This is a genomic window from Caballeronia sordidicola (assembly GCF_000729995.1).
In the GTDB taxonomy this organism is placed as follows: Bacteria; Pseudomonadota; Gammaproteobacteria; order Burkholderiales; family Burkholderiaceae; genus Caballeronia; species Caballeronia sordidicola_A.
On sequence record NZ_JNFG01000039.1, the window covers coordinates 13,758 to 33,680 of the forward strand.

At 60.0% G+C, this 19,923-nt stretch carries 19 protein-coding genes; 14 read left to right on the forward strand and 5 right to left on the reverse strand.

The window, feature by feature from the left end; genetic code table 11:
• Positions 1-20: 20 nt before the first annotated feature.
• From FH08_RS0129105 to FH08_RS0129115, 3 genes are all read right to left on the reverse strand, one after another.
• Entirely contained in the window at positions 21-1,529 is a 1,509-nt protein-coding gene (locus tag FH08_RS0129105) for a sugar ABC transporter ATP-binding protein (RefSeq protein WP_031361731.1), read from the reverse strand.
• A gap of 65 nt (positions 1,530-1,594) precedes the next feature.
• Positions 1,595-2,572, reverse strand: coding sequence for a substrate-binding domain-containing protein (locus tag FH08_RS0129110; protein ID WP_152602947.1), 978 nt, complete (start codon positions 2,570-2,572; stop codon positions 1,595-1,597).
• Positions 2,573-2,626: 54 nt separating this feature from the next.
• Positions 2,627-4,048 (reverse strand): FAD-binding oxidoreductase, encoded by a 1,422-nt coding sequence (locus FH08_RS0129115; protein WP_031361733.1) that lies wholly within the window; start codon positions 4,046-4,048, stop codon positions 2,627-2,629.
• 300 nt (positions 4,049-4,348) lie between these two features.
• Here FH08_RS0129115 and FH08_RS0129120 point away from each other — a divergent pair, with 300 nt between their 5' ends.
• Genes FH08_RS0129120 through FH08_RS0129135 form a run of 4 tightly spaced genes read left to right on the forward strand, consistent with a single transcriptional unit; the run spans position 4,349 to position 7,646 of the window.
• Entirely contained in the window at positions 4,349-4,999 is a 651-nt protein-coding gene (locus FH08_RS0129120; protein WP_031361734.1) for a glucose-6-phosphate isomerase, read from the forward strand.
• Positions 4,996-5,979, forward strand: coding sequence for a shikimate dehydrogenase family protein (locus FH08_RS0129125; protein WP_031361735.1), 984 nt, complete (start codon positions 4,996-4,998; stop codon positions 5,977-5,979). Before FH08_RS0129120 ends, FH08_RS0129125 begins: the two co-directional genes overlap by 4 nt.
• 10 nt (positions 5,980-5,989) lie before the next feature.
• The gene (locus FH08_RS0129130) at positions 5,990-6,763 is read left to right on the forward strand and encodes an SDR family NAD(P)-dependent oxidoreductase (RefSeq protein ID WP_031361736.1); all 774 of its coding nucleotides are present in this window, start codon (positions 5,990-5,992) and stop codon (positions 6,761-6,763) included.
• A complete protein-coding gene (locus FH08_RS0129135) occupies positions 6,750-7,646 on the forward strand; it encodes an MBL fold metallo-hydrolase (RefSeq protein ID WP_051888626.1) in 897 nt (298 codons plus the stop codon). The genes FH08_RS0129130 and FH08_RS0129135 overlap by 14 nt, the downstream gene beginning before the upstream one ends.
• Positions 7,647-7,707: 61 nt before the next feature.
• Here the strand turns inward: FH08_RS0129135 and mctP are convergent, their stop codons facing one another.
• Both mctP and FH08_RS0129145 read right to left on the reverse strand, forming a co-directional pair.
• Positions 7,708-9,195, reverse strand: a complete 1,488-nt coding sequence (mctP, locus tag FH08_RS0129140; protein ID WP_031361738.1) for a monocarboxylate uptake permease MctP — start codon at positions 9,193-9,195, stop codon at positions 7,708-7,710.
• Positions 9,195-9,398 carry a DUF3311 domain-containing protein gene (locus tag FH08_RS0129145; RefSeq protein ID WP_031361739.1) on the reverse strand — a complete coding sequence of 68 codons (204 nt, stop codon included), beginning with the start codon at positions 9,396-9,398 and terminating at the stop codon, positions 9,195-9,197. The genes mctP and FH08_RS0129145 overlap by 1 nt, the downstream gene beginning before the upstream one ends.
• A 281-nt stretch (positions 9,399-9,679) precedes the next feature.
• Between FH08_RS0129145 and FH08_RS0129150 the strand changes: the two genes are divergently transcribed.
• The 10 genes from FH08_RS0129150 to FH08_RS0129200 all read left to right on the forward strand — a co-directional run bounded on the left by FH08_RS0129150 (position 9,680) and on the right by FH08_RS0129200 (position 19,911).
• A complete protein-coding gene (locus tag FH08_RS0129150) occupies positions 9,680-11,095 on the forward strand; it encodes a cache domain-containing protein (protein WP_235210533.1) in 1,416 nt (471 codons plus the stop codon).
• Positions 11,092-11,742 (forward strand): response regulator, encoded by a 651-nt coding sequence (locus FH08_RS0129155; RefSeq protein WP_031361741.1) that lies wholly within the window; start codon positions 11,092-11,094, stop codon positions 11,740-11,742. The genes FH08_RS0129150 and FH08_RS0129155 overlap by 4 nt, the downstream gene beginning before the upstream one ends.
• Positions 11,743-12,346: 604 nt before the next feature.
• Positions 12,347-13,390: an LLM class flavin-dependent oxidoreductase gene (locus FH08_RS0129165; protein ID WP_031361742.1), complete on the forward strand. Its 1,044-nt coding sequence runs from the start codon at positions 12,347-12,349 to the stop codon at positions 13,388-13,390.
• A 15-nt stretch (positions 13,391-13,405) separates the two neighbouring features.
• The gene (locus tag FH08_RS0129170) at positions 13,406-14,878 is read left to right on the forward strand and encodes an aldehyde dehydrogenase (protein ID WP_031361743.1); all 1,473 of its coding nucleotides are present in this window, start codon (positions 13,406-13,408) and stop codon (positions 14,876-14,878) included.
• A 16-nt stretch (positions 14,879-14,894) separates the two neighbouring features.
• The gene (locus FH08_RS0129175) at positions 14,895-15,209 is read left to right on the forward strand and encodes an NIPSNAP family protein (protein ID WP_031361744.1); all 315 of its coding nucleotides are present in this window, start codon (positions 14,895-14,897) and stop codon (positions 15,207-15,209) included.
• A 62-nt stretch (positions 15,210-15,271) separates the two neighbouring features.
• Positions 15,272-16,321, forward strand: coding sequence for an ABC transporter substrate-binding protein (locus FH08_RS0129180; RefSeq protein ID WP_031361745.1), 1,050 nt, complete (start codon positions 15,272-15,274; stop codon positions 16,319-16,321).
• Between the two features lie 86 nt (positions 16,322-16,407).
• On the forward strand, positions 16,408-17,241 hold the full coding sequence (locus tag FH08_RS0129185) for an ABC transporter permease (RefSeq protein WP_419178030.1): 834 nt from the start codon (positions 16,408-16,410) through the stop codon (positions 17,239-17,241).
• A 1-nt stretch (position 17,242) separates the two neighbouring features.
• On the forward strand, positions 17,243-18,040 hold the full coding sequence (locus tag FH08_RS0129190) for an ABC transporter permease (protein WP_031361747.1): 798 nt from the start codon (positions 17,243-17,245) through the stop codon (positions 18,038-18,040).
• Complete coding sequence (locus FH08_RS0129195; RefSeq protein ID WP_031361748.1) at positions 18,037-19,119, forward strand: ABC transporter ATP-binding protein; 1,083 nt, start codon at positions 18,037-18,039, stop codon at positions 19,117-19,119. The genes FH08_RS0129190 and FH08_RS0129195 overlap by 4 nt, the downstream gene beginning before the upstream one ends.
• A gap of 108 nt (positions 19,120-19,227) precedes the next feature.
• Positions 19,228-19,911 carry a GntR family transcriptional regulator gene (locus tag FH08_RS0129200; protein WP_200878803.1) on the forward strand — a complete coding sequence of 228 codons (684 nt, stop codon included), beginning with the start codon at positions 19,228-19,230 and terminating at the stop codon, positions 19,909-19,911.
• Positions 19,912-19,923: the final 12 nt, after the last annotated feature.

Here is a 19,923-nt window from a genome sequence, read left to right on the forward strand (position 1 = left end):
TGCGAGTCTCCGTGTCTGGTTTAGTGGCTGATCGCGGCGGGGGCTTCGTCCGGCGCGCGTCGCAAAGAGAGCGAGAGGATCTGCTCTTCGCTGAAATCGGCGGGCTGGAGTTCGCCGCGAATCTCGCCTTCGCCCATCACGAGAATGCGGTCGCACAGGCCCATTAACTCCTGGTGCTCCGACGAGATCACGAGCACCGCCTTGCCGCGTTCCGCGAGCTGGTTGATCAGCGTATAAATTTCCACCTTGGCGCCCACGTCCACGCCGCGCGTAGGTTCATCGAGGATGATCAAGTCGCCGTCCGCATGAAACCACTTGGCGAGCACGACTTTTTGCTGGTTGCCGCCTGATAACGTGGAGACATCGGCGTCCATTGAACGGGCCTTGATGTGCAGTTGTTCCATCAACTTTTGAACGAACACGCGCTCCCGGCCAAACGCGAGAAAACCACCGGGGCTGCTGACGGATTTAAGCGCGGCGAGCGTGGCGTTGACGCGGATCGGCATCGATAAAACCGCACCCTGGCCTTTTCGGTCTTCAGGAACGAAGCCGATGCCGGCCTTGACCGCTGCCATTGGCGAGCGGATCGCCAGCAGCTTTTGCTTCAGTTCGATGGTGCCTGAATCGCGGGTGTCCGCGCCGAAGATCAGCCGGGCGACTTCCGTGCGTCCCGAGCCGATCAGGCCACCCAAGCCGACGACCTCACCGGCGCGCAGCGTGAACGACACGTTGCGCACGGCATGACCGCGCACGAGGCCGGTCACCTTCAGCACTTCGTCGCCGAGGCTCGCGTGACGTTGCGGGAACAGCACCGAGAGTGGGCGGCCGACCATCTTGCGAATGAGTTCATCCATGCCGAGATCCGCGGGCTTGACGGTGTCCACGCGCTTGCCGTCCTTGAGCACGGTGATGCGGTCCGCAATGGCAAACACCTCTTCCAGGCGGTGCGATATATACACGATGCCCACGCCGCGCGAGCGCAGGTCACGCACGATCTCGAGCAGCTTGTTGGCATCCGACGGCGCGAGCGCGGCGGTGGGTTCGTCGAGCACCAGCAGCTTTACCTGGCGGCTGAGTGCCTTGGCAAATTCAATCACCTGGCATTGCGCGGCCGAGAGGCTGCTGACCAACGCCGAGGGGTCGATGTCGAAGCCAAGACTCGCGATCAATTCATGTGCATGCTTGCGCAGCGAACGCCAGTCGATCACGGCCGGCAACGCCCCGAGGAACACGTTTTCAGCGACCGACAAATCCGGTGCCAAGGCCGTTTCCTGATGAATCACCGCAATGCCTTCTTCCATGGCCGCATGCGGATTGCGAAAGGACATGGTGCGGCCTTCGACCTTGATCGTGCCGGCATCGGGTTGATGACCGCCGCCGATAATGCGCATCAGCGTCGACTTGCCCGCGCCGTTCTCGCCGACGAGCGCATGAACTTCGCCGCTGAGGACATCGAAGTCGACGTCTTCGATGGCGTGAATGCCGCCAAAGCGCTTGTCGACGCCGCTAAGGGCGATGAATGGAATCATGAAGGTGCCTCCAGAATGCACGCGCACCGGCTCGGCCGGCGCGCGTTGCATGAACCCGGGCGTCTTTAAAAGATCGCTTTGGGGTTGTAGAACTTGTCGACGTTGCTCTGGTTGATCACAGCGGACGGTGTGTACGAGATCTTCGGTACATTGGTCGATTCGCCCTTCGCCGCCTTCATGCCAATGTCCACCGCCGTGCGTGCAACGAGTGCCGGATCGTTCAGCGCGGTCGCGCCGTACTTGCCCTGCTTTATCAGGTTGAGCGCTTCCTTCTGGCCGTCGGCGGCGGCAACGAGCGTGATGCCTTGACGGTTAGCACTTTCGATTGCGCGGCGTGCGCCGAGGACCATGCTGTCGTTTTCGCCGAGCACCATGTTGATGTCCTTGTTGGCGACCAGCAGATCTTCCATGGCCTTCAACCCGCCTTCATCCGACCAGTTGCCCCAGCCCTGACCGACGATCTGCATGTTGACCTTGCCGGTCTTGGCGAGCTGCGCTTCGACAATCCCGTCGATCACACCATCACGCCGTTCCTTGCCGACCGGATTGCCTTTCTCGCCGGAGATCAACGCGATCTTCAGCGGCTTGTCGCCCATGGTGTCGACCACCCACGAGCCGACCAGCGCACCGTTCTCGCGATTCGACGATTGCACGAGCGTCAGGTAGTTGGCCTTGGGGTCGAGCGTACTGTCGATCACGACGACCTTGACGCCTGCGGCAGTGGCAGTGTTGACTGCATTGACGAGCCCTTTGGGATCGGCCGGGTCGATGATCAGCACCTTGATGCCGCGCGTCAACATGTCTTCCACGTCCGAGATCTGCTTGCCCATCTTGCCCTGGGCGTCGGCCGTGATGACGTCTGCGCCGAGTTCCGACGCACGTGCTTTGGCTGACTCCATGGCAGCCGAAAAGTAGGGTGCGTTGAGCACCTTCATTGAAATACCTACTTTCATCTTGTCGGCAGCAAACGCCGGGGCCGTTGCCACTGCGCTTGCGACTGCCAGCGCTACACCACACATCACCTGCTTCACGAACCGCGTCATGTCTCCTCCTTTTGTTGGGGTTTGGCGGTTTTAAAAAACATCAGAACTGTTGAATCAGTGCGGCAACAACTTTCCTGGATTGAGGATGTTCAGTGGATCGAGTGCGGCCTTGATCGCGCGCATGGCGGCCAGCTCCGCAGGCGTGCGCGATAACGCCAGAACCTTCAGTTTCTTCGTGCCAATGCCGTGTTCCGCCGATACGGAGCCGCCCATTTCTGCGGTCACGGCGTACACCACCGCCTGGACTTTCGCCGCCGTGTCGCTCGGCCAGTCGGGTTCCTGAACGACGATATGCAGATTGCCGTCGCCAAGATGTCCATAGATCAGGATCGTCGCGCGGGGCCAGTGCTCGCGAAGTTGCTGTTCGCAACGGCGAGCGGCTGCGCCCACGTCGGCGATCGAGAAGCTGACATCGAAGGAAACGCGGCCTGGAATCAACCGTTGATACTCACCGGGTGCGTCGCGAATGGCCCAGAACGCGGTGGCATCCGACTCTGACGAAGCGAGCGCGGCGTCGCTGATCAGCCCCTCTTCAAGCATGCCCGAGAGGAAGTCTTCGAACGCGTCGGCCTGACGCGCCGGATCCGCGCCGCTGCTTTCCAGCAGCACGTAGAACGCATGTTTTCCTTCAAGCGGCGCGCGTAATTCGGGCAAGCGCGACAGCACGAAATCGTAGTAGCCCGGCCACATGACTTCAAACGCGGACACACCCGCCGGCAAGCTTTCTTGCGCGCGCCGCAACAACGTGGTCACGGCGTCGTAGTCCGGCAGGCCGCACCATGCCGTGGATACCGCGCGGGGTTTCGGCCGCAAGCGCAGCACGGCGCGCGTGATGACGGCCAGCGTTCCCTCGCTGCCGATCAACAGGTTGCGCAGGTCATACCCCGTGTTGTTCTTGATCATCTTGCGCAAGCCGCCAACGATGCTGCCATCGGCCAGCACGGCTTCTATATCGAGCACCTGGTCACGCATCATTCCGTACTTGATCACGCGGTTTCCCCCCGCGTTGGTCGCGAGGTTGCCGCCGATCGTGCAGCTTCCGCGTGCGCCGAGATCCAGCGGGAACATGAAGCCCGCAGCGTCGGCGGCTTCCTGGACGATCTGCAGCGGCGTGCCGGACAGCACCGTCATGGACGCGCTGACCGCGTCGATACTTTCAATGCCGTTCATCAATTCGAGGCTCAGCGCCACTTCGCCGCCGAGGAAAGTCGCGCCGCCAGCGAGTCCCGTCAGCCCTCCTTGCGTGACAACCGGTTGCCTGTGCTCATGACAGATCCGCAGCGCGGTGGCGACGTGTTCCGTATTGCGCGGCCTGATCAGTGCAAGCGGTTCGTCGCACGGCATGCGGCTCGAGTCCGAATTCTTTCGCCCGGCGAACTCGTGCGGCAGGCTGACTACATCGGCTCCGAGCGCCTCGCGCAGCGCATTCACGGCGCGCTGGGAGGGCCTGCGCTCAGGGGACGGTTGTTCGTGCATCGAATCTCTCCAGCGGGTTGGCTTGAGGTGGCTTTTGACGAGCCGTCTTGCCTTGCATGCCTCTTTGTATGCTTCGCAACGCAAGTGGAAATAACGTTGTCTCTGCACATCATTAACGATAGTATAGCTATCATTCAGCATAAAAACAGGGCTTGTTATTCGGGGAAAACCCCCATGTTCTGGATTTTCATTAAAGTTATCATTATTAAAACTAACGTTTAGCCTTCTGGCAATACACATTCAACGCTCGCCCGGGATCCATCGCGGCGATGTGAATGCAATCTCAAGGAGATGGACCTGATGCAATGGCCTGAACCGCGTTCTTTCGATGTCGACCTGCAAACCGGCCTGATGACCGGCACCGACTCTCGTTATCAGAAGTTCCTGCGCGACCTGGACGGCCTGTATGCCGATTCCGCGGCGTTCGAGGCGCTTTCAGCCGCTCGCGGCGATGAGGTGGTCTATGAGGTCACCGATCACCGGCCCAACAGCAACCCGGGCGATCTGATTACCGGCGTGACTCGCATGAGCCCCGGCAAAGTAGGCACTGAGTTCTTCATGACGCGAGGGCACATTCACGCGGCCATCGACAGGCCCGAGTTGTACTTCGGCCTTAAGGGTGTCGGCGTGATGGTGATGGAGTCGCCCACCGGCGATACGCGTGTGGTCGAGATCAAGCCGAACACCGCGTGCTATGTGCCGCCACGCTGGATTCACCGGTCAGTAAATCTTGGGCAGGAGGACTTCGTGATGCTTTTCTGCTATCCGGCGGATTCGGGGCAGGATTACGCGATCATCGAGCAATCGAACGGCATGAAGCTGCGCATTGTCGATGACGGTGCGGGATCATGGCGTAGCGTACCGAATCCGGACTACAAACCGCGCACGCAGCAGGACGTCGAGGCCTTGCTGGCGCGTGGCGTCCTGGCTGCTGAAGGAGTGTCGCGATGACGGCTTATCGAGCCATTTATCAACCCGCTACGCGGCCCACGTTTTATTTCATCGGTGTGACTACTGCGCAGAGTTCGATCATGCGTGTGTTCCCGGAATGGGCGAAGCATCTTGGTCTGGGCGACGTCGAAATAAAGGGCATCGATTTCCAGCCACATGCATCGCCCGGCGCGTACCGGGAAGCGGTCGAATTCCTCAAGCATGATCCGCTGTCACTTGGCGCCCTGGTCACGACGCACAAGATCGATTTGTACGCGGCGTGCAAGGATCTCTTCGATGTCATCGATCCGACTGCGCGGATCATGGGCGAAACGAGCTGCCTCTCGAAGCTGGGCGGACAATTCATCTGTCATGCGAAGGATCCGATCACGTCGGGTTTCGCACTCGACGGGTTCCTTCACAAGAATCACTTCGCCACCACCGGCGCAGAGGTTTTTTCGATGGGCGCAGGCGGTTCGACCATCGCGCTGACCTGGCATCTGATGCAAAAGGAACGTGGCGCTGACCGTCCTTCGAAGGTCATTGTGTCGAATCGATCGGCTGGCAGGCTGGAGGAAATTGAACGTATCCATCGCGAGCTGAAATTCGATGTTCCATGCGAATATGTCGTCGCGCCGACGGCAGAAGATAACGATGCGGTCTTGCAGCGTTTGTCCCCGGGCGCGTTGGTGATCAACGCCACCGGACTCGGTAAGGACGCGCCGGGTTCGCCGTTGAGCGACGCAGCTGTGTTCCCCGAGCGCGCTGTCGTGTGGGACCTGAACTATCGCGGTAACCTGGTTTTCCTCGATCAGGCGCGGGCTCAGGAACACGCACGGGCGCTTCAGATCGAGGACGGCTGGACCTACTTCATCTATGGCTGGACCCGCGTGATTGCCGAAGTCTTTCATGTCGACATTCCGGTGCGCGGCCCCGAGTTCGACGAGATCAGCCGGATCGCGGCGCATGCCGGCAAACCGGTGCCCGCCAAACCCATTTAAGGATCAACGCATGTATCTCGACAAGTTCAAGCTGACCGGCAAGGTCGCGGTCGTCACCGGCGCGGCGCGAGGCATCGGCCTCGCCACGGTGGAGGCGCTGGCTGAAGCCGGCGCGCTGGTCGTTCTCACCGACATGAACGCTGACTTGCTTGCCAAGGCAGCCGAAACGCTGGCATCGAAGGGACATCATGTGGAAACCGAACGCTTCGATGTGACCGACCCCGGCGCTGCACAGCGCGTGAACAACGCCGTTGTCGCGCGCCACGGCCGCGTGGATGTGCTGGTCAACAACGCAGGCATCGCGATCTCGAATCATCCGGCTGAAACCATGACCGACGAGACCTGGAACAAGGTCATCGACGTCAATCTCAACGGCGTGTTCTGGGCTTGCCGCGCGTTCGGCAAAGGCATGCTCGAGCGCGGCGCGGGCAGCATAGTGAATGTGGGTTCCATGTCGGGGTTTATCGTCAACCGGCCGCAGGAGCAGGCGAACTACAACGCGTCGAAGGCGGCGGTTCATCACCTGACGAAGTCGCTGGCAGCGGAGTGGGGCGCACGGGGCGTGCGCGTGAATGCCGTCGCGCCAACGTACATTGACACCGAGATGAACACCTATGTCTACCAGGACAAGGAGAAATTGCAGCACTGGGTGGGCGGTACGCCGATGAACCGGATGGGACGTGTTGATGAAGTGGCGTCGGTCATCCTGTTCCTCGCTAGCGACGCGGCCAGCCTGATGACTGGATCAATCGTTCTGGCCGACGGCGGTTATGTCTGCTGGTGATGTGTCCACGCTGCCAGGCGTTCGCGTGGAGACGTTCCATACATCGTTGCGTGAGCGGCTTCTTGATCCGCGCTCGGGACCTCGATCTGGCGAGGTAACGGTGCACTGGTTGGGGCAAGCGGGTTTTGTAATCGAGTTCAATCGGTTCAGGATGTTGATCGATCCGTACCTGTCGAATTCGCTGGCGGAGAAATACCAGGGCACGAAATTTCCGCACGCGAGGATGATGGCGGCGCCCATCCTGCCTGATGAGCTGGACCGGCTGGATGTCGTGCTGTGCACGCATCGGCATACGGATCACATGGACCCTGCTACATTGCAGCCGCTGGCGCGGAGATTTCCGCGCGCTCGCTTTGTCGTTCCCGCAGCCGTGATCGACGAAGCAGTCAAACGATGCGGCGTTGGCATGGATCGCTTGATCGCGGTGAATGCGGGCGACCGGGCAGAGATTCTCGACGAATGTTTCGTATCGCCGATAGCATCGGCGCACGAGACGCTGGACCGGGATTCGAATGGCAACTATCCGTGGCTGGGTTATGTGATCGATGCCGGGAGCGTTCGTTTATATCATTCGGGCGATTGCATTCCTTATCCGGGCTTGGAGGGTGCGCTCGCTGCGCACGCACCGCATGTTGCATTGCTGCCGGTCAATGGACGGGATGCGCAGCGCAGCGGCAACGGCGTGCCCGGCAACTTCACGCTTGACGAAGCAGTGGCATTGGCGCGCAACGGCCGTGCCCGCGCGATGATTGCGCACCACTACGGCTTGTTCGATTTCAACACGATCTCGAACGATGCGATCGACCGGCGCATCGCGCTAGAGAAGGCTAGTGGGTTCGAGATATTCCGCGCACAACAGGGGCACGGCTGGCGCTTGCGGTAACACGTTGGTTTTCGCTTGCGCCAGCGGTCGATCGTGACCGCACCGTATCCAGAACCCCGTCCTACACCCGAGCCCCGGTCATGGACGCACTCTTCGCCGGTAACACGGCCGACAATACGACGGTCAGGACAATATTGACTGCCAGCGCGAGCACGCCGATATAAACCGGATACGTGGCATCTCCCAGATGAAGGGCGTAGATAGGCTTGATGCCTTGCATGAACGCGAGTGTGGTCCCCAGTCCAATACCCGCTATCCACCCAATAAACAATGCGGGCAGCTTGAGCCAGCGCGTATAGAGAGAAAACACCACGGCGGGAAACGTCTGCAGGATCCAGACGCCGCCAAGCAATTGCAGGTCGATGGCGAACTGCGTGGGCAGGAAAATGATGAATACCAGCGCGCCCAGCTTCACGGCCAGCGAGACCACTTTCGCATTACTGGCTTCCTGCGAGGGGGTGATGTTCGGCTGGATCAGCGGCTTCCATAAATTGCGCGTGAACAAATTGGCAGAACCTATCGACATGATGGCGGCGGGCACCAGCGCACTGATCGCAATCGCCGCGGCAGCAAATCCGACAAACCACGACGGGAACAATTTGAGGAACAGCGCAGGCACCACATCGGTCGCCGAGGTGACCTTGACGCCTGCTGCAATCGCCATGTAGCCGAGAAGCGCAATCAGGCCCAGCAGCAGCGTGTAAGCGGGCAGGGCGATGGCATTCTGCTTGATGGTCTTAGCGCTTTTCGAACTCAGCACGCCCGTCAGCGTATGCGGATACATAAACGCTGCCATTGCAGACCCGAATGCCAACGATGCATAGGCCGTGAACTGGCTAGCCTTGAGCGTGATGCCCGTCGCACCGCCTTTAGCGGTGAAGAAGTGATCCGCGGCGTCGAATACTGACGCATAGCCACCCAGCTTGCTGGGAATAAGCCAGATCGCTGCGATCACCACGATGTAGATCATGATGTCTTTGACAAACGCGATCATGGCCGGTGCGCGCAAGCCGCTTGCATAGGTGTACACGGCGAGGATGACGAAAGCGACCACCAGCGGCAGCTCGCCGGTCACCCCCAGGCTCTTGATCACGACCTGCATGCCGACGAGTTGCAGCGCGATATACGGCATGGTCGCGATAATCCCCGTCAGGGCGATGGCCGCTGCAAACCAGCGCCCGCCGTAGATGCCCTGCACGAAGTCAGCCGCCGTGATGTGATTGTTCTTCTGACAGGCCGACCACAACTTTGGCATGACCGCGAAGACAAATGGATAGACGATGATGGTGTAAGGCAGCGCAAAAAATCCATACGCGCCGACCGCATAAACCAGCGCGGGCACGGCGATGACGGTGTATGCGGTATAGAAATCGCCGCCCACCAGGAACCACGAAATGACGGGGCCAAACTGCCGGCCGCCCAAGCCCCATTCGTGCAATTGGGTCAGGTCGCCTGCCTTCCAGCGTGCGGCGAAAAAACCTAGCACCGTGACCAACGCAAAAAATCCCAGGAATACGAGACCGGAGGTCCAGTTGAATGTCGTCGGCATTATCGGACCCACCTGTAGACCACGTATAGAATCAACGACGTCAACGGCACCCACAACAACTGGTACCAATAGAAAAACGGGAAACCCATCAACGAGGGGTGCGTTTCGTTATAAAAAGGCAGCCACAATAAGGCCACGTAGGGAATCAACAGCAACAGCGTGCCGGCTGTGCGCGCTCCGCTGGGGATGCTTTCTGAGCTCATATCAATCTCCTGGTTTCAGTTTCTTCTGGAACTGGAGCCGGAGTATTGGTGGAATTTCTTGAGCCGCCTTCCGTAGTAATACGTAGAAGGGTGCGGCTTGATCAAGCGGGGCAGGCAACGCTTGGCGCAGAGCGCATCGATCGATCGTCAAGCGCGGAATCACCCTACGTATTACTACGCAGACTCTGAGACGCTTGAGAACTCCCGGCTGTCTCGGTGGCACAATCCGACCTGGGCCGCCCGTTTGGCCGCCCGTCTAACTTCTACGCGGAACCTTTTGGATGCAACTCTCTTTGCACGGAATGAGGCGTAAGTGGCTGGTGCTCGCTCTTTTGCCGTTCATTGGAGCAATGGCGACGATCGCTGTCGCGGTGTCCTTGCAAGCCAGTTCCTTGTCGACTTCGGAGCAGCGCGCCATTGCGGCCGCTTACCGAAGCAGTAAGGAAGTCGAGCTCAAGAATTACGTTGCGCTAGCCGAAAGCGCGGTCGCCCCGTTGTATAACTCCGGCCGTGACGATCCTGAAACACGGGCCCAGGTACTCGCAGTATTGTCGAAACTGGAGTTCGGTAACGACGGCTATTTCTTCGTCTATGACCTGCAAGGCAATCTGCTGATGCACCCCCGGCAGTCGGAGCTCGTCGGGACCAATCTATGGTCCATGCACGATCCTAATGGCGCGCTGACTATTCAGTCTCTATTGAAAAAGGCGCGGAACGGCGGCGGTTTCGTGGAATATTTGTGGGAGCGTCCATCGACTCATAAGCTCGAATCCAAGCTAGGTTACGTTGTGACATTCGAACGATGGGGATGGATGGTCGGTACCGGCATCTACCTGGACGACGTCAACATGGCGCTCTTGCAAACCGGGCGGCAGGCATCGTCCAATATTCGTCATACCCTGTTCCTGATCGGGTTAATAGGCGCACTCGGCATGGGCTTCATTTGCGCATGTGGTATCGCATTGAACGTGACCGACCACCGCAGCTCGGACGCGCAGTTGAAGATCATGGCTCGCCAGGTGGTGGAATCGCAGGAGGCGGAGAGAGGCCGACTCTCACGCGAGCTCCACGATGGCATCAGCCAGATGCTCGTGTCGATCAAGCTATTGCTGGAATCGGCGCTTGCACTTAAACCGTCGAACTCGGATCGGAACGATGCGAGCGGGCCACCAATCCAAAATGCGCTGGCCCAAACCAATCGAACGTTGGCCGAAATCAGGCAGATCTCTCACGATCTGCGCCCGGCAATGCTGGACGATCTCGGCTTGGGCGCCGCGCTTCGCCAGCTAGCACTCGAGTTCAACGAAATGGGCAAGACGCCCCACACGAATATTGCCGTTGATGCCGCGTCAAGCGATGCCCATCCCTTGCCCGACGCGGTGAATACCGCGCTGTTTCGCGTGGCGCAGGAAGCGCTGACAAATATCCAGCGTCATGCGCACGCATCCAGCGCTCGCATAACGCTGGCCTGCGCGCCGGGCCAGGTGATCCTGACTATAGTCGATGATGGCATCGGCTTTGGTTATGACGCAGTACAGTCTGATCCCCGTCGAGGAATCGGACTGCGCAATATGCGCGAGCGTGTGGAGTCGCTTAACGGTACTTTCGTGATTCAATCGCGGCAGGGAGAAACCGAGCTGAAAGCGATCATTCCCGTCGGCCTTCCTTCAATTGCATCGGGCCGCGCCAGGACATGACAGGCACTATCGACATTTTGCTAGTAGACGATCATCAGCTTGTGCGCGACGGTCTGAGGCTGCGTCTGGATGCAATAGAAGGTTTTCGAGTAGTGGGCGAGGCGAGCAATATGCCTGACGCGCTAAGCGCGATCGAGCGTCTTGGGCCGGATCTTGTCTTGACCGACCTGAGCATGAAAGGCGGCAGCGGAGTTGCGCTCACGCGGGAAATCCGGGTGCGTCGACCGGAGATGCATGTTCTCGTTTTATCGATGCACAACAATGCGGAATATATGGCCGAGGCGAGGGCGGCAGGCGCAAGCGGGTACGTGCTGAAAGATGCACCTGCCACGGAAATCATCGCGGCTATTTACACCATCCTGGGAGGTGGCACTTACTTCAACGACCACCTCAAGCAAACTGCGGCGCTCCCGATAAAAGGTCTCGCGCCCGACTCCGTTCGCTACCTGCAGATGAAAAAATTGACGCCTCGCGAGCAAGAGCTGCTGCGAGACATAGCAGACGGATTGTCAAACAAGCAGATCGCAGTGTTGCACGAGCTTTCAATTCGGACGGTGGAGACACACAGAATGTCCATCAAGAGAAAATTGGAGATTGAAGGTCAGGCGGAACTCATCAAATTCGCTGTCGAGTTTTTCAAACACTAGTTGGGGCGATGTCGGGTCAACGTCGGATCGCCTGTCGGTCGACAAGCGTCCGACGTTCCTCAATCAGCGAGACCCTTAAGCAACTCAAGCGCAAGCCTTGCCGACGCCACCGCAATGCCATTTGCTTTCGAGCCTGACGGCGCACCGGTGAGGTCAGTGACCCTGTACAGACTTGCGGCGGCTGAAACGGACATCGAAGAACTGGAGCGCCGGGTGATCCGCGCGGTCTTCGGCTACCTGGAACGACCGTAAGAACGACCATAAGACAGCCATAAGCCAGCGGCTCGCTATCCCTCAGCTTATTCACCCCCTGCATCTCTCTCGCACACGCTCACGACAGCCGGTTCACCCTCCCGGTTCATTGCAGGACGGGCTTAGCCGCGCGATCCACGCCTTTCTCCGTTTCCCTAAACCCATCCACATACGCATCTAATATTATGGAATACCATAATATTGAAATGCTTGATTTGCGACATTCGTTGGAATACCGTAATACCAGCCGCAACGTTCAAGCGGTCGAGACAAAGCGGGACGCGGTCGGCTAGACGCCCGAGTTATTCGCGCCCGCAGCAAGACGGACTGTTTTTCTGCCCATAGGTCGATCATGAAATTCTCGCTGTTTCTCCACATGGAGCGTTACGACGCGCACACGTCGCATCGGCAACTCTTCGACGAACTCACTGAACTTGTCCAGATCGCGGAAAAAGGCGGCTTCGAAACCGCGTGGGTCGGCGAGCATCACGCAATGGAATTCACGATCGCGCCGAACCCCTTCATCAACCTTTCGTACCTTGCAGCGCGCACCGAACGCATTCGTCTTGGCACTGGCACGGTGATCGCGCCGTTCTGGCATCCGATCCGCCTTGCAGGTGAAGCCGGCATGGTCGATGTCGCGAGCAACGGGCGTCTCGACCTAGGCATTGCGCGCGGTGCGTATTCCTTCGAATACGAACGCTTGCTGCCGGGCCTCGACGCGTTCGGCGCCGGCGCACGGATGCGCGAACTCGTGCCGGCATTGCAGAATTTATTCAAGGGCGATTACGCGCATCAGGGCGAGTTCTGGTCGTGGCCTTCGACCACGCCAGTGCCGCGCCCGATCCAGCAGCCCAATCCGCCGATGTGGCTTGCGGCGCGCGATCCGAACTCGCATGAGTTCGCGGTGAGGAACAGCTGCAATGTGCAGGTCACGTCGCTGGCGGCGGGTGACGGCGAAGTGGTGAACCTGATGGACCGTTTCAACGCGGCCTGCAAGGCGAACCCCGACGTGCCGCGTCCACAGATCATGATGCTGATGCACACCTTCGTGGGCGCGGACGCCGCGGAAGTCGATGCGGCTGTCGCGGACCTGAGCCGCTTCTACTGTTATTTCAGCAAGTGGTTCAAGAACGAGCGGCCGGTGAAGCAGGGCTTCATTGAACCGCTGACGGAAGCGGACATCGCCTCGTTCCCGCAGTACACCCCGGAGCAGATTCGCAAGAACCTGGTGATCGGCCAGCCCGCCGATGTCATCGACCGGTTGAAACAGTATGAAGAACTCGGCTTCGATCAATACAGCTTCTGGCTCGACAGCAACATGAGTTTCGAGCGCAAGCGCCGTTCGCTGGAGCTGTTTATCGCCGACGTGATGCCCGCGTTCGACGCCCGCTAAACCGGAGCAGATCACATGTTGCAGACGTTCCAGCACTACATCGATGGCGAATTCAGCGACGCCTCGCAGAGCTTCGACAGCATCAATCCGGCGACCGGCGAGGTGTGGGCGAGCATGCCCGCAGCCAGCGCGGCGGATGTCGACCGGGCAGTCAGAGCGGCCGACCGCGCGCTGTTCGCGGCAGAGTGGGCCAACCTGAATGCGAGCCAGCGCGGCAAGCTGCTGTACCGGCTTGCGGATCTTGTCGCCGCCAACGCGCAGGAACTGGCTGAACTGGAGACGGCCGACACCGGCAAGATCATCCGCGAGACGCGCAGCCAGATTGGTTATGTCGCCGAGTATTACCGCTATTACGCGGGCGTGGCGGACAAGATTCAAGGGGCATATCTTCCCGTCGACAAGCCGGACATGGAAGTGTTTCTCCGACGCGAGCCGGTGGGTGTGGTCGCCGGAATCGTGCCGTGGAATTCGCAATTGTTTTTATCGGCGGTGAAGATTGGACCCGCGCTCGCGGCGGGTTGCACGATCGTCATCAAGGCGTCGGAAGAGGGCCCTGCGCCGCTGCTCGCGTTTGCGCGTCTGATTCACGAGGCTGGCTTTCCGGCGGGTGTGGTGAACATCCTGACGGGTTTTGGCGCCGATTGCGGTCATGCGCTCACTACGCATCCGCTCGTCGCGAAAATTGCGTTCACTGGCGGTCCTGAAACTGCGCGCCATATCGTGCGGAACTCGGCTGAGAATCTCGCGGCGACGTCGCTCGAACTGGGCGGCAAATCACCGGTACTGGTGTTCGACGACGCCGATGTTGAAAGCGTCAGCAACGCGGTCATCGCGGGTATTTTTGCGGCCACCGGCCAGAGTTGCGTGGCGGGTTCGCGGCTGCTCGTGCAGAGCGGCATTCGTGAGCGCCTGCTGGCGAAACTGGTCGAGAAAGCGTGGGCAATCAAGATAGGCGATCCGCAGAATGTGGATACGGAAATGGGCCCGCTGGCTACGGCCAAGCAACGTGACCACATTGAATCGGTGCTGGCGGCAAGCCTGGCTGCGGGCGCGAAGCTGCTGACCGGTGGCCATCGTCCCGAGGGCATGGGGAAAGGGTTTTTCTTCGAGCCGACCATTGTTGAATGCGCCACGTCGGACGTACCGAGCGTCGCGCAGGAACTGTTCGGCCCCGTGCTCAGCGTGATGAGTTTCGATACTGACGAGCAGGCAATTGCGCTCGCAAACGATACGCGATACGGCTTGGCTTCAGGCGTGTTCACGCGCGACCTGACGCGCGCTCACCGCCTGACACGCAGGCTTCGCGCCGGCATTGTCTGGGTGAATACCTATCGCGCGGTCTCGCCAATCGTTCCGTTCGGCGGATACCAGTTGAGCGGTCTTGGACGCGAAGGCGGGCTCGACGCCGTGCTCGACTACACCCGCACCAAATCCGTGTGGATCCGCACATCGGACGAGCCGATCGCAGATCCCTTCGTCATGCGTTGAAACAGATAGAGCCTCCATGTACTACGAAATCCGCACTTACAAGATCCGCACCGGCGCAGTCCCCGCGTATCTGAAACTCGTCGAGGAAGAAGGCATCGCGTTGCAGAAGGAGCATCTGGGAGAACTCGTGGGTTACTTCTTCTCCGAGATCGGGCCGCTCAACCAGATCGTTCATATGTGGGCTTATACGAGCCTCGATGACCGCGAGGCGCGTCGTCAGCGACTGGCTGAAGACCCGGCGTGGCAGGCATTCGCACCGAAGATCCAGGCACTGCTGGAAACGATGGAAAGCAAAATCATGAAGCCCGCTGCATTTTCGCCGCTCAAGTAAAACCAGCCGTTCAAGCTCAAGTCCTCTCAAAGCCAGCCGTTTCCTTTCAAGGAGCAGTCGTCATGCAGCAACCGTTAAATTTGCACGCCCTGGTGCGCGCGTTGATCGTTACCGCTGTTGTTTCGGTTACCGCATCCGTTACCGCGCCCGTGTTCGCGGCGGCCGCGCCGATCGTCTTCGCCAGTTGGGGCGGCACGACGCAATCGGCTCAACAGAAAGAGTGGGCGGTGCCCTTCACCCAGGCATCGGGAGTCCAGGTGCTGATGGACGGGCCGACCGACTACGGCAAGCTCAAGGCGATGGTCGACAGCGGCAACGTGCAGTGGGACGTGGTCGACGTCGAAGGCGATTTTGCGTATGCCGCACTGCGCGACGGGCTGGTTGAGCCGATTGATTATTCGGTGGTGAACAAGAGCCAGCTGGACCCGCGTTTCATGTCGCCGGGTGCTGTCGGGAGTTTCTATTATTCGTTCGTGCTGGGATACAACAAGGCAACGTTCAAGAACGGCGCGCCGGCCAACTACGCCGATCTCTTCGATACAAAACGCTTCCCCGGCAAACGCACGTTCTACAAATGGTCCGCACCGGGCGTGCTGGAAGTTGCATTGCTCGCCGACGGCGTTGCGCCCGACAAGCTGTATCCGCTCGATCTCGATCGCGCGTTCAAGAAGCTCGACACCATCAAGAGCGACATTGTCTGGTGGAGCGGCGGTGCGCAGTCGCAGCAGTTGATGGCATCGGGCGAGGCGCCGCTCGGCGTGTTCTGGAACGGCCGCCTGCATGCATTGCAGCAAACCGGCGTGGATGTGGGTGTGTCGTGGAACCAGAACCTGACCGCCGCCGACATGCTCGTGGTGCCCAAGGGCGCGAAGCACAAGGACGAGGCCATGAAGTTCCTCGCCACTGCGACCAGCGCACAGGCGCAGGCGAATTTCGCGGCTGAAACGGGCTATGCGCCGATCAACCTGAAATCGGCTGCGCTGCTTCCCGCCGATGTAGCGAAGACCCAGCCGGACCAGTACAAGGCAACGCAGATCAACCTGGACATGAAGTACTGGGCCGATCATCGCGACGAAATTGCCAAGCGCTGGTATGCGTGGCAATCGAAGTAAAAACAATGGCTGCCGATCATCTTGAAGGAGTTGTCATGTCGAACACAGTGAGCACTGTCGCGGAGCCCTCGGTTTCCCTGCCGAGGATGAGCGCCGGTTTCAGGAGGGCACGGCTGGTGCTGCCGGCCCTGCTGTTGCTGATCGTGTTCTTCATGTTGCCGGTCCTCTCGCTGCTGTTGAGGAGCGTGCTGGACCCATCGCCCGGGCTGCAGAACTATGCGCAGTTGTTCGGCTCGACGACTTACCTGCGGGTCTTCGGCAATACTTTTTTCGTGGCCTCGGTGGTGACGGCGGTGACGCTCGTGATCGGTTTTCCGACTGCATGGCTGCTCGCCATTGCACCGCGGTGGGTGAGCAAGCTGGTATTCGCTATCCTGCTGCTCTCGATGTGGACCAACCTGCTCGCACGCACCTTCGCCTGGATGGTCCTGCTGCAGCAGACAGGTCCGATCAACCGCTTGCTGATGTGGCTCGGCGTGATTCATGAGCCGCTGACGCTCGTCAACAACCTGACCGGCGTCACGATCGGCATGACCTACATCATGTTGCCGTTCCTCGTGATGCCGCTGCATGCCACCCTGCGCGCCATCGATCCGACCACGCTACGCGCAGCCGCTATCTGCGGCGCGAGCCGTTGGCAGGCATTCTGGCGCGTGCTGGTGCCGCTCGCCATGCCGGGCATTGCCAGCGGTGCATTGATGGTGTTCGTGATGGCGCTCGGGTACTTCGTAACACCTGCGTTGCTCGGCGGCCCCGAGTACATGATGCTCGCGGAACTGATCGCGCAACTCGTGCAGCAATTGCTGAACTGGGGGCTCGCGGGCGCCGCCGCCTTCGTGCTGCTGCTCGTGACGCTGTCGCTCTATGCGGTGCAACTGCGCTTTTCCGGCCGCGCGCCGGGTGCTTCGGGAGTTCACTGACATGCTGCTTGATTTCGATCGTCTCGGACCGTTGCGCTGGGCGCTGCTGGCGGTGGGTGTGGCCGTATCGCTGTTCCTGTTGTTGCCGGTGCTGTTCATTGTCGCGTTGTCGTTCGGCGATTCGCAGTGGCTGATGTTTCCTCCGCCCGGCTGGACGTGGCGCTGGTACGCCATGCTGTTTACCGATCCGGGCTGGCTCGACTCGCTGATGACCAGCGTCGAACTGGGCGTGGTCGTGATGGTGTTGTCGGTCGTGCTGGGCCTCTTTGCTTCGCTTGCATTGACGCGTGGCAACTTCCGCGGCCGTGCGCTGCTGAAAGCGTTTTTCCTCACGCCAATGGTGTTGCCTGTAGTCGTGCTCGCCGTCGCGTTGTATGGGTTTTTCCTACGCATCGGGTTGACGGGAACGCTGGTCGGATTCGTGATCGGGCACCTGATCATTGCGTTGCCGTTTTCGATCATCGCCATCAGCAATTCGCTGGAGAGTTTCGATACCGCGCTCGAGGACGCTGCGCTGATCTGCGGCGCGAGCCCGTTCGAAGTGAAGTGGCGCGTGACGCTGCCCGCTATCCGTCTCGGTCTGTTTGCCGCTGCGATCTTCTCGTTCCTGGCGTCCTGGGATGAAGTAGTGGTGTCGATCTTCATGGCCAGTCCGACCTTGCAGACGCTGCCCGTGCGCATCTGGAGCACGTTGCGGCAGGACCTGACGCCCGTGATTGCCGCGGCGTCGTCGCTGCTGGTCGGCCTGACTGTCATCCTGATGTTGCTGGGGCTTGTTCTTAAGAGAGGTAAATCGTGAGCGCACCGTTTTTGCAGATCCAACGGCTTCGTAAAACCTACGACCAGGTGGTCGCTATCGACCACGTCTCGCTCGATATCAAGAAGGGCGAGTTCATGACCTTCCTCGGGCCGTCGGGTTCGGGCAAGAGCACGACGTTGTACATCGTCGCGGGCTTTCAGTCGCCGACCGAAGGGCGCGTGCTGCTCGACGGCAAGTCGCTGCTGTCGGTCGCGCCGAACAAGCGCAACATCGGCATGGTGTTTCAGCGCTACACTCTGTTTCCGCATCTGACGGTTGGCGAGAACGTTGCGTTTCCGCTGCGCGTGCGACATCTGCCCGACGCCCAGGTGAAGTCGAAGGTCGAGCAGATGTTGAAGCTCGTACACCTTGGCGATTGCCGCGACCGCATGCCGGACCAGTTGTCGGGCGGGATGCAGCAGCGCGTGGCAATCGCCCGTGCGCTCGCTTACGATCCGCCGGTCCTCCTGATGGACGAACCACTTTCCGCGCTTGATAAAAAGCTGCGCGAGGAACTGCAGACCGAGCTCCGGCGCATCCACCAGCAGACCGGCGTGACAATCCTCTATGTGACCCACGACCAGGAAGAGGCGCTGCGTCTGTCAGACAGGATCGCGGTGTTCAACAAAGGGCGCATCGAGCAGGTGGGCAGCGGCGAGGAGCTCTATGCGAAGCCGGCGTCGCGCTTTGTCGCGAGTTTCATCGGCAACTCGAATTTCCTGCCGGTTACGCTGGCCGGCAGCAACGGCTCGTCGCAGGCGGTGTTTCCGAACGGCAAGCCGGTTTCCGTCGGCGGCTTCAGTCACGCGCTGAACGATGGCGACAACGGCGCGCTGATGCTCCGGCCCGAACAGATCCGCATTCGTGCGCAGCCGTCTGACCTTGCGGAAGGCGGTTTGCAGGTGGTCGTTCGCGATGTCACTTATCTTGGCGACACCATGCACTATGCGGTTTCCACGCCCTGGGAACAGGAGATCGCGGTGCGGACATCCATCAGCTTGCACGCGCCGAGCCTGGCGGTTGGTGCGCGGGCCTGGCTCGAATGGGAGAACGAGAGCGCACGGGTGTTCGCCGCCTGACGAAGGCGTGTCCCTTGACGGCAGCAGGAATACAGTACGCGTGTGCAATACTATGGGATTCCAAGAACCAGGGATTCCGGACATCAGACCGGAGACAAGAAAACCATGATCGATCAAATGCGTGTCGACCGAAGTGCACCGACGTTGCGCGAGCTGACGCTGGAGAAATTGCGCGATGCGATTTCGCAGGGCATTTATCACCCCGGTGACCGCCTGATCGAGCGCACGCTGTGCGATCAACTGGGCGTCAGCCGGACCGTGGTACGCGAAGTGTTGCGTCACCTTGAGACCGAGGGACTTGTCGAGACCGTCGCGCATTCCGGGCCGATCGTGGCTCGCCTCGATCCCGAGCAGGTTCAGGAAATTTACGAAATCCGCGCGTTGCTGGAGTCCGAGGCGGCGCGAGCGTGTGCCGAGCATGCAACCCCGGCGCTGGTGAAACAGCTACGCGAAATCCGTAAGGAAATCGAAGACGCGTTCGACGCGTCGGACTTCAAACGCGTGCTGACTTACACAGAGCGCTTCTACGAAGTCATGTTCACCGGCGGCCACAAGCTGATGATGCATCAGGTGGTCAAGTCGCTGAACGCGCGGATCAACCAGTTGCGATCCGTGACGATTGCTTCGCCGGGGCGAGGCACGGACTCGAATCGGGAGATGAACAAATTGCTGTCGGCTATCGCCAAGAAAGACGGCGATGCTGCCGCTGCGGCATCGCTTGAACATGTGCGTCGCACGGCCGGCATCGTGATGGCCACGCTTGCCGAGAGGGCGGCCGAAGCCAGCGCGTGAACACTATGCGGC

What these genes read in the sequence shown, in the direction of transcription:
- FH08_RS0129165 (WP_031361742.1), top strand. Translation starts at nt 12,347, where the DNA reads ATGAAATTCTCGCTGTTTCTCCACATGGAGCGTTACGACGCGCACACG.
- FH08_RS0129150 (WP_235210533.1), top strand. Translation starts at nt 9,680, where the DNA reads ATGCAACTCTCTTTGCACGGAATGAGGCGTAAGTGGCTGGTGCTCGCT.
- FH08_RS0129170 (WP_031361743.1), top strand. Translation starts at nt 13,406, where the DNA reads ATGTTGCAGACGTTCCAGCACTACATCGATGGCGAATTCAGCGACGCC.
- FH08_RS0129120 (WP_031361734.1), top strand. Translation starts at nt 4,349, where the DNA reads ATGCAATGGCCTGAACCGCGTTCTTTCGATGTCGACCTGCAAACCGGC.
- FH08_RS0129180 (WP_031361745.1), top strand. Translation starts at nt 15,272, where the DNA reads ATGCAGCAACCGTTAAATTTGCACGCCCTGGTGCGCGCGTTGATCGTT.
- FH08_RS0129175 (WP_031361744.1), top strand. Translation starts at nt 14,895, where the DNA reads ATGTACTACGAAATCCGCACTTACAAGATCCGCACCGGCGCAGTCCCC.
- FH08_RS0129190 (WP_031361747.1), top strand. Translation starts at nt 17,243, where the DNA reads ATGCTGCTTGATTTCGATCGTCTCGGACCGTTGCGCTGGGCGCTGCTG.
- FH08_RS0129185 (WP_419178030.1), top strand. Translation starts at nt 16,408, where the DNA reads ATGAGCGCCGGTTTCAGGAGGGCACGGCTGGTGCTGCCGGCCCTGCTG.
- FH08_RS0129145 (WP_031361739.1), bottom strand. Translation starts at nt 9,398, where the DNA reads ATGAGCTCAGAAAGCATCCCCAGCGGAGCGCGCACAGCCGGCACGCTG.
- FH08_RS0129155 (WP_031361741.1), top strand. Translation starts at nt 11,092, where the DNA reads ATGACAGGCACTATCGACATTTTGCTAGTAGACGATCATCAGCTTGTG.
- FH08_RS0129135 (WP_051888626.1), top strand. Translation starts at nt 6,750, where the DNA reads ATGTCTGCTGGTGATGTGTCCACGCTGCCAGGCGTTCGCGTGGAGACG.
- FH08_RS0129130 (WP_031361736.1), top strand. Translation starts at nt 5,990, where the DNA reads ATGTATCTCGACAAGTTCAAGCTGACCGGCAAGGTCGCGGTCGTCACC.
- mctP (WP_031361738.1), bottom strand. Translation starts at nt 9,195, where the DNA reads ATGCCGACGACATTCAACTGGACCTCCGGTCTCGTATTCCTGGGATTT.
- FH08_RS0129110 (WP_152602947.1), bottom strand. Translation starts at nt 2,572, where the DNA reads ATGACGCGGTTCGTGAAGCAGGTGATGTGTGGTGTAGCGCTGGCAGTC.
- FH08_RS0129105 (WP_031361731.1), bottom strand. Translation starts at nt 1,529, where the DNA reads ATGATTCCATTCATCGCCCTTAGCGGCGTCGACAAGCGCTTTGGCGGC.
- FH08_RS0129115 (WP_031361733.1), bottom strand. Translation starts at nt 4,048, where the DNA reads ATGCACGAACAACCGTCCCCTGAGCGCAGGCCCTCCCAGCGCGCCGTG.
- FH08_RS0129125 (WP_031361735.1), top strand. Translation starts at nt 4,996, where the DNA reads ATGACGGCTTATCGAGCCATTTATCAACCCGCTACGCGGCCCACGTTT.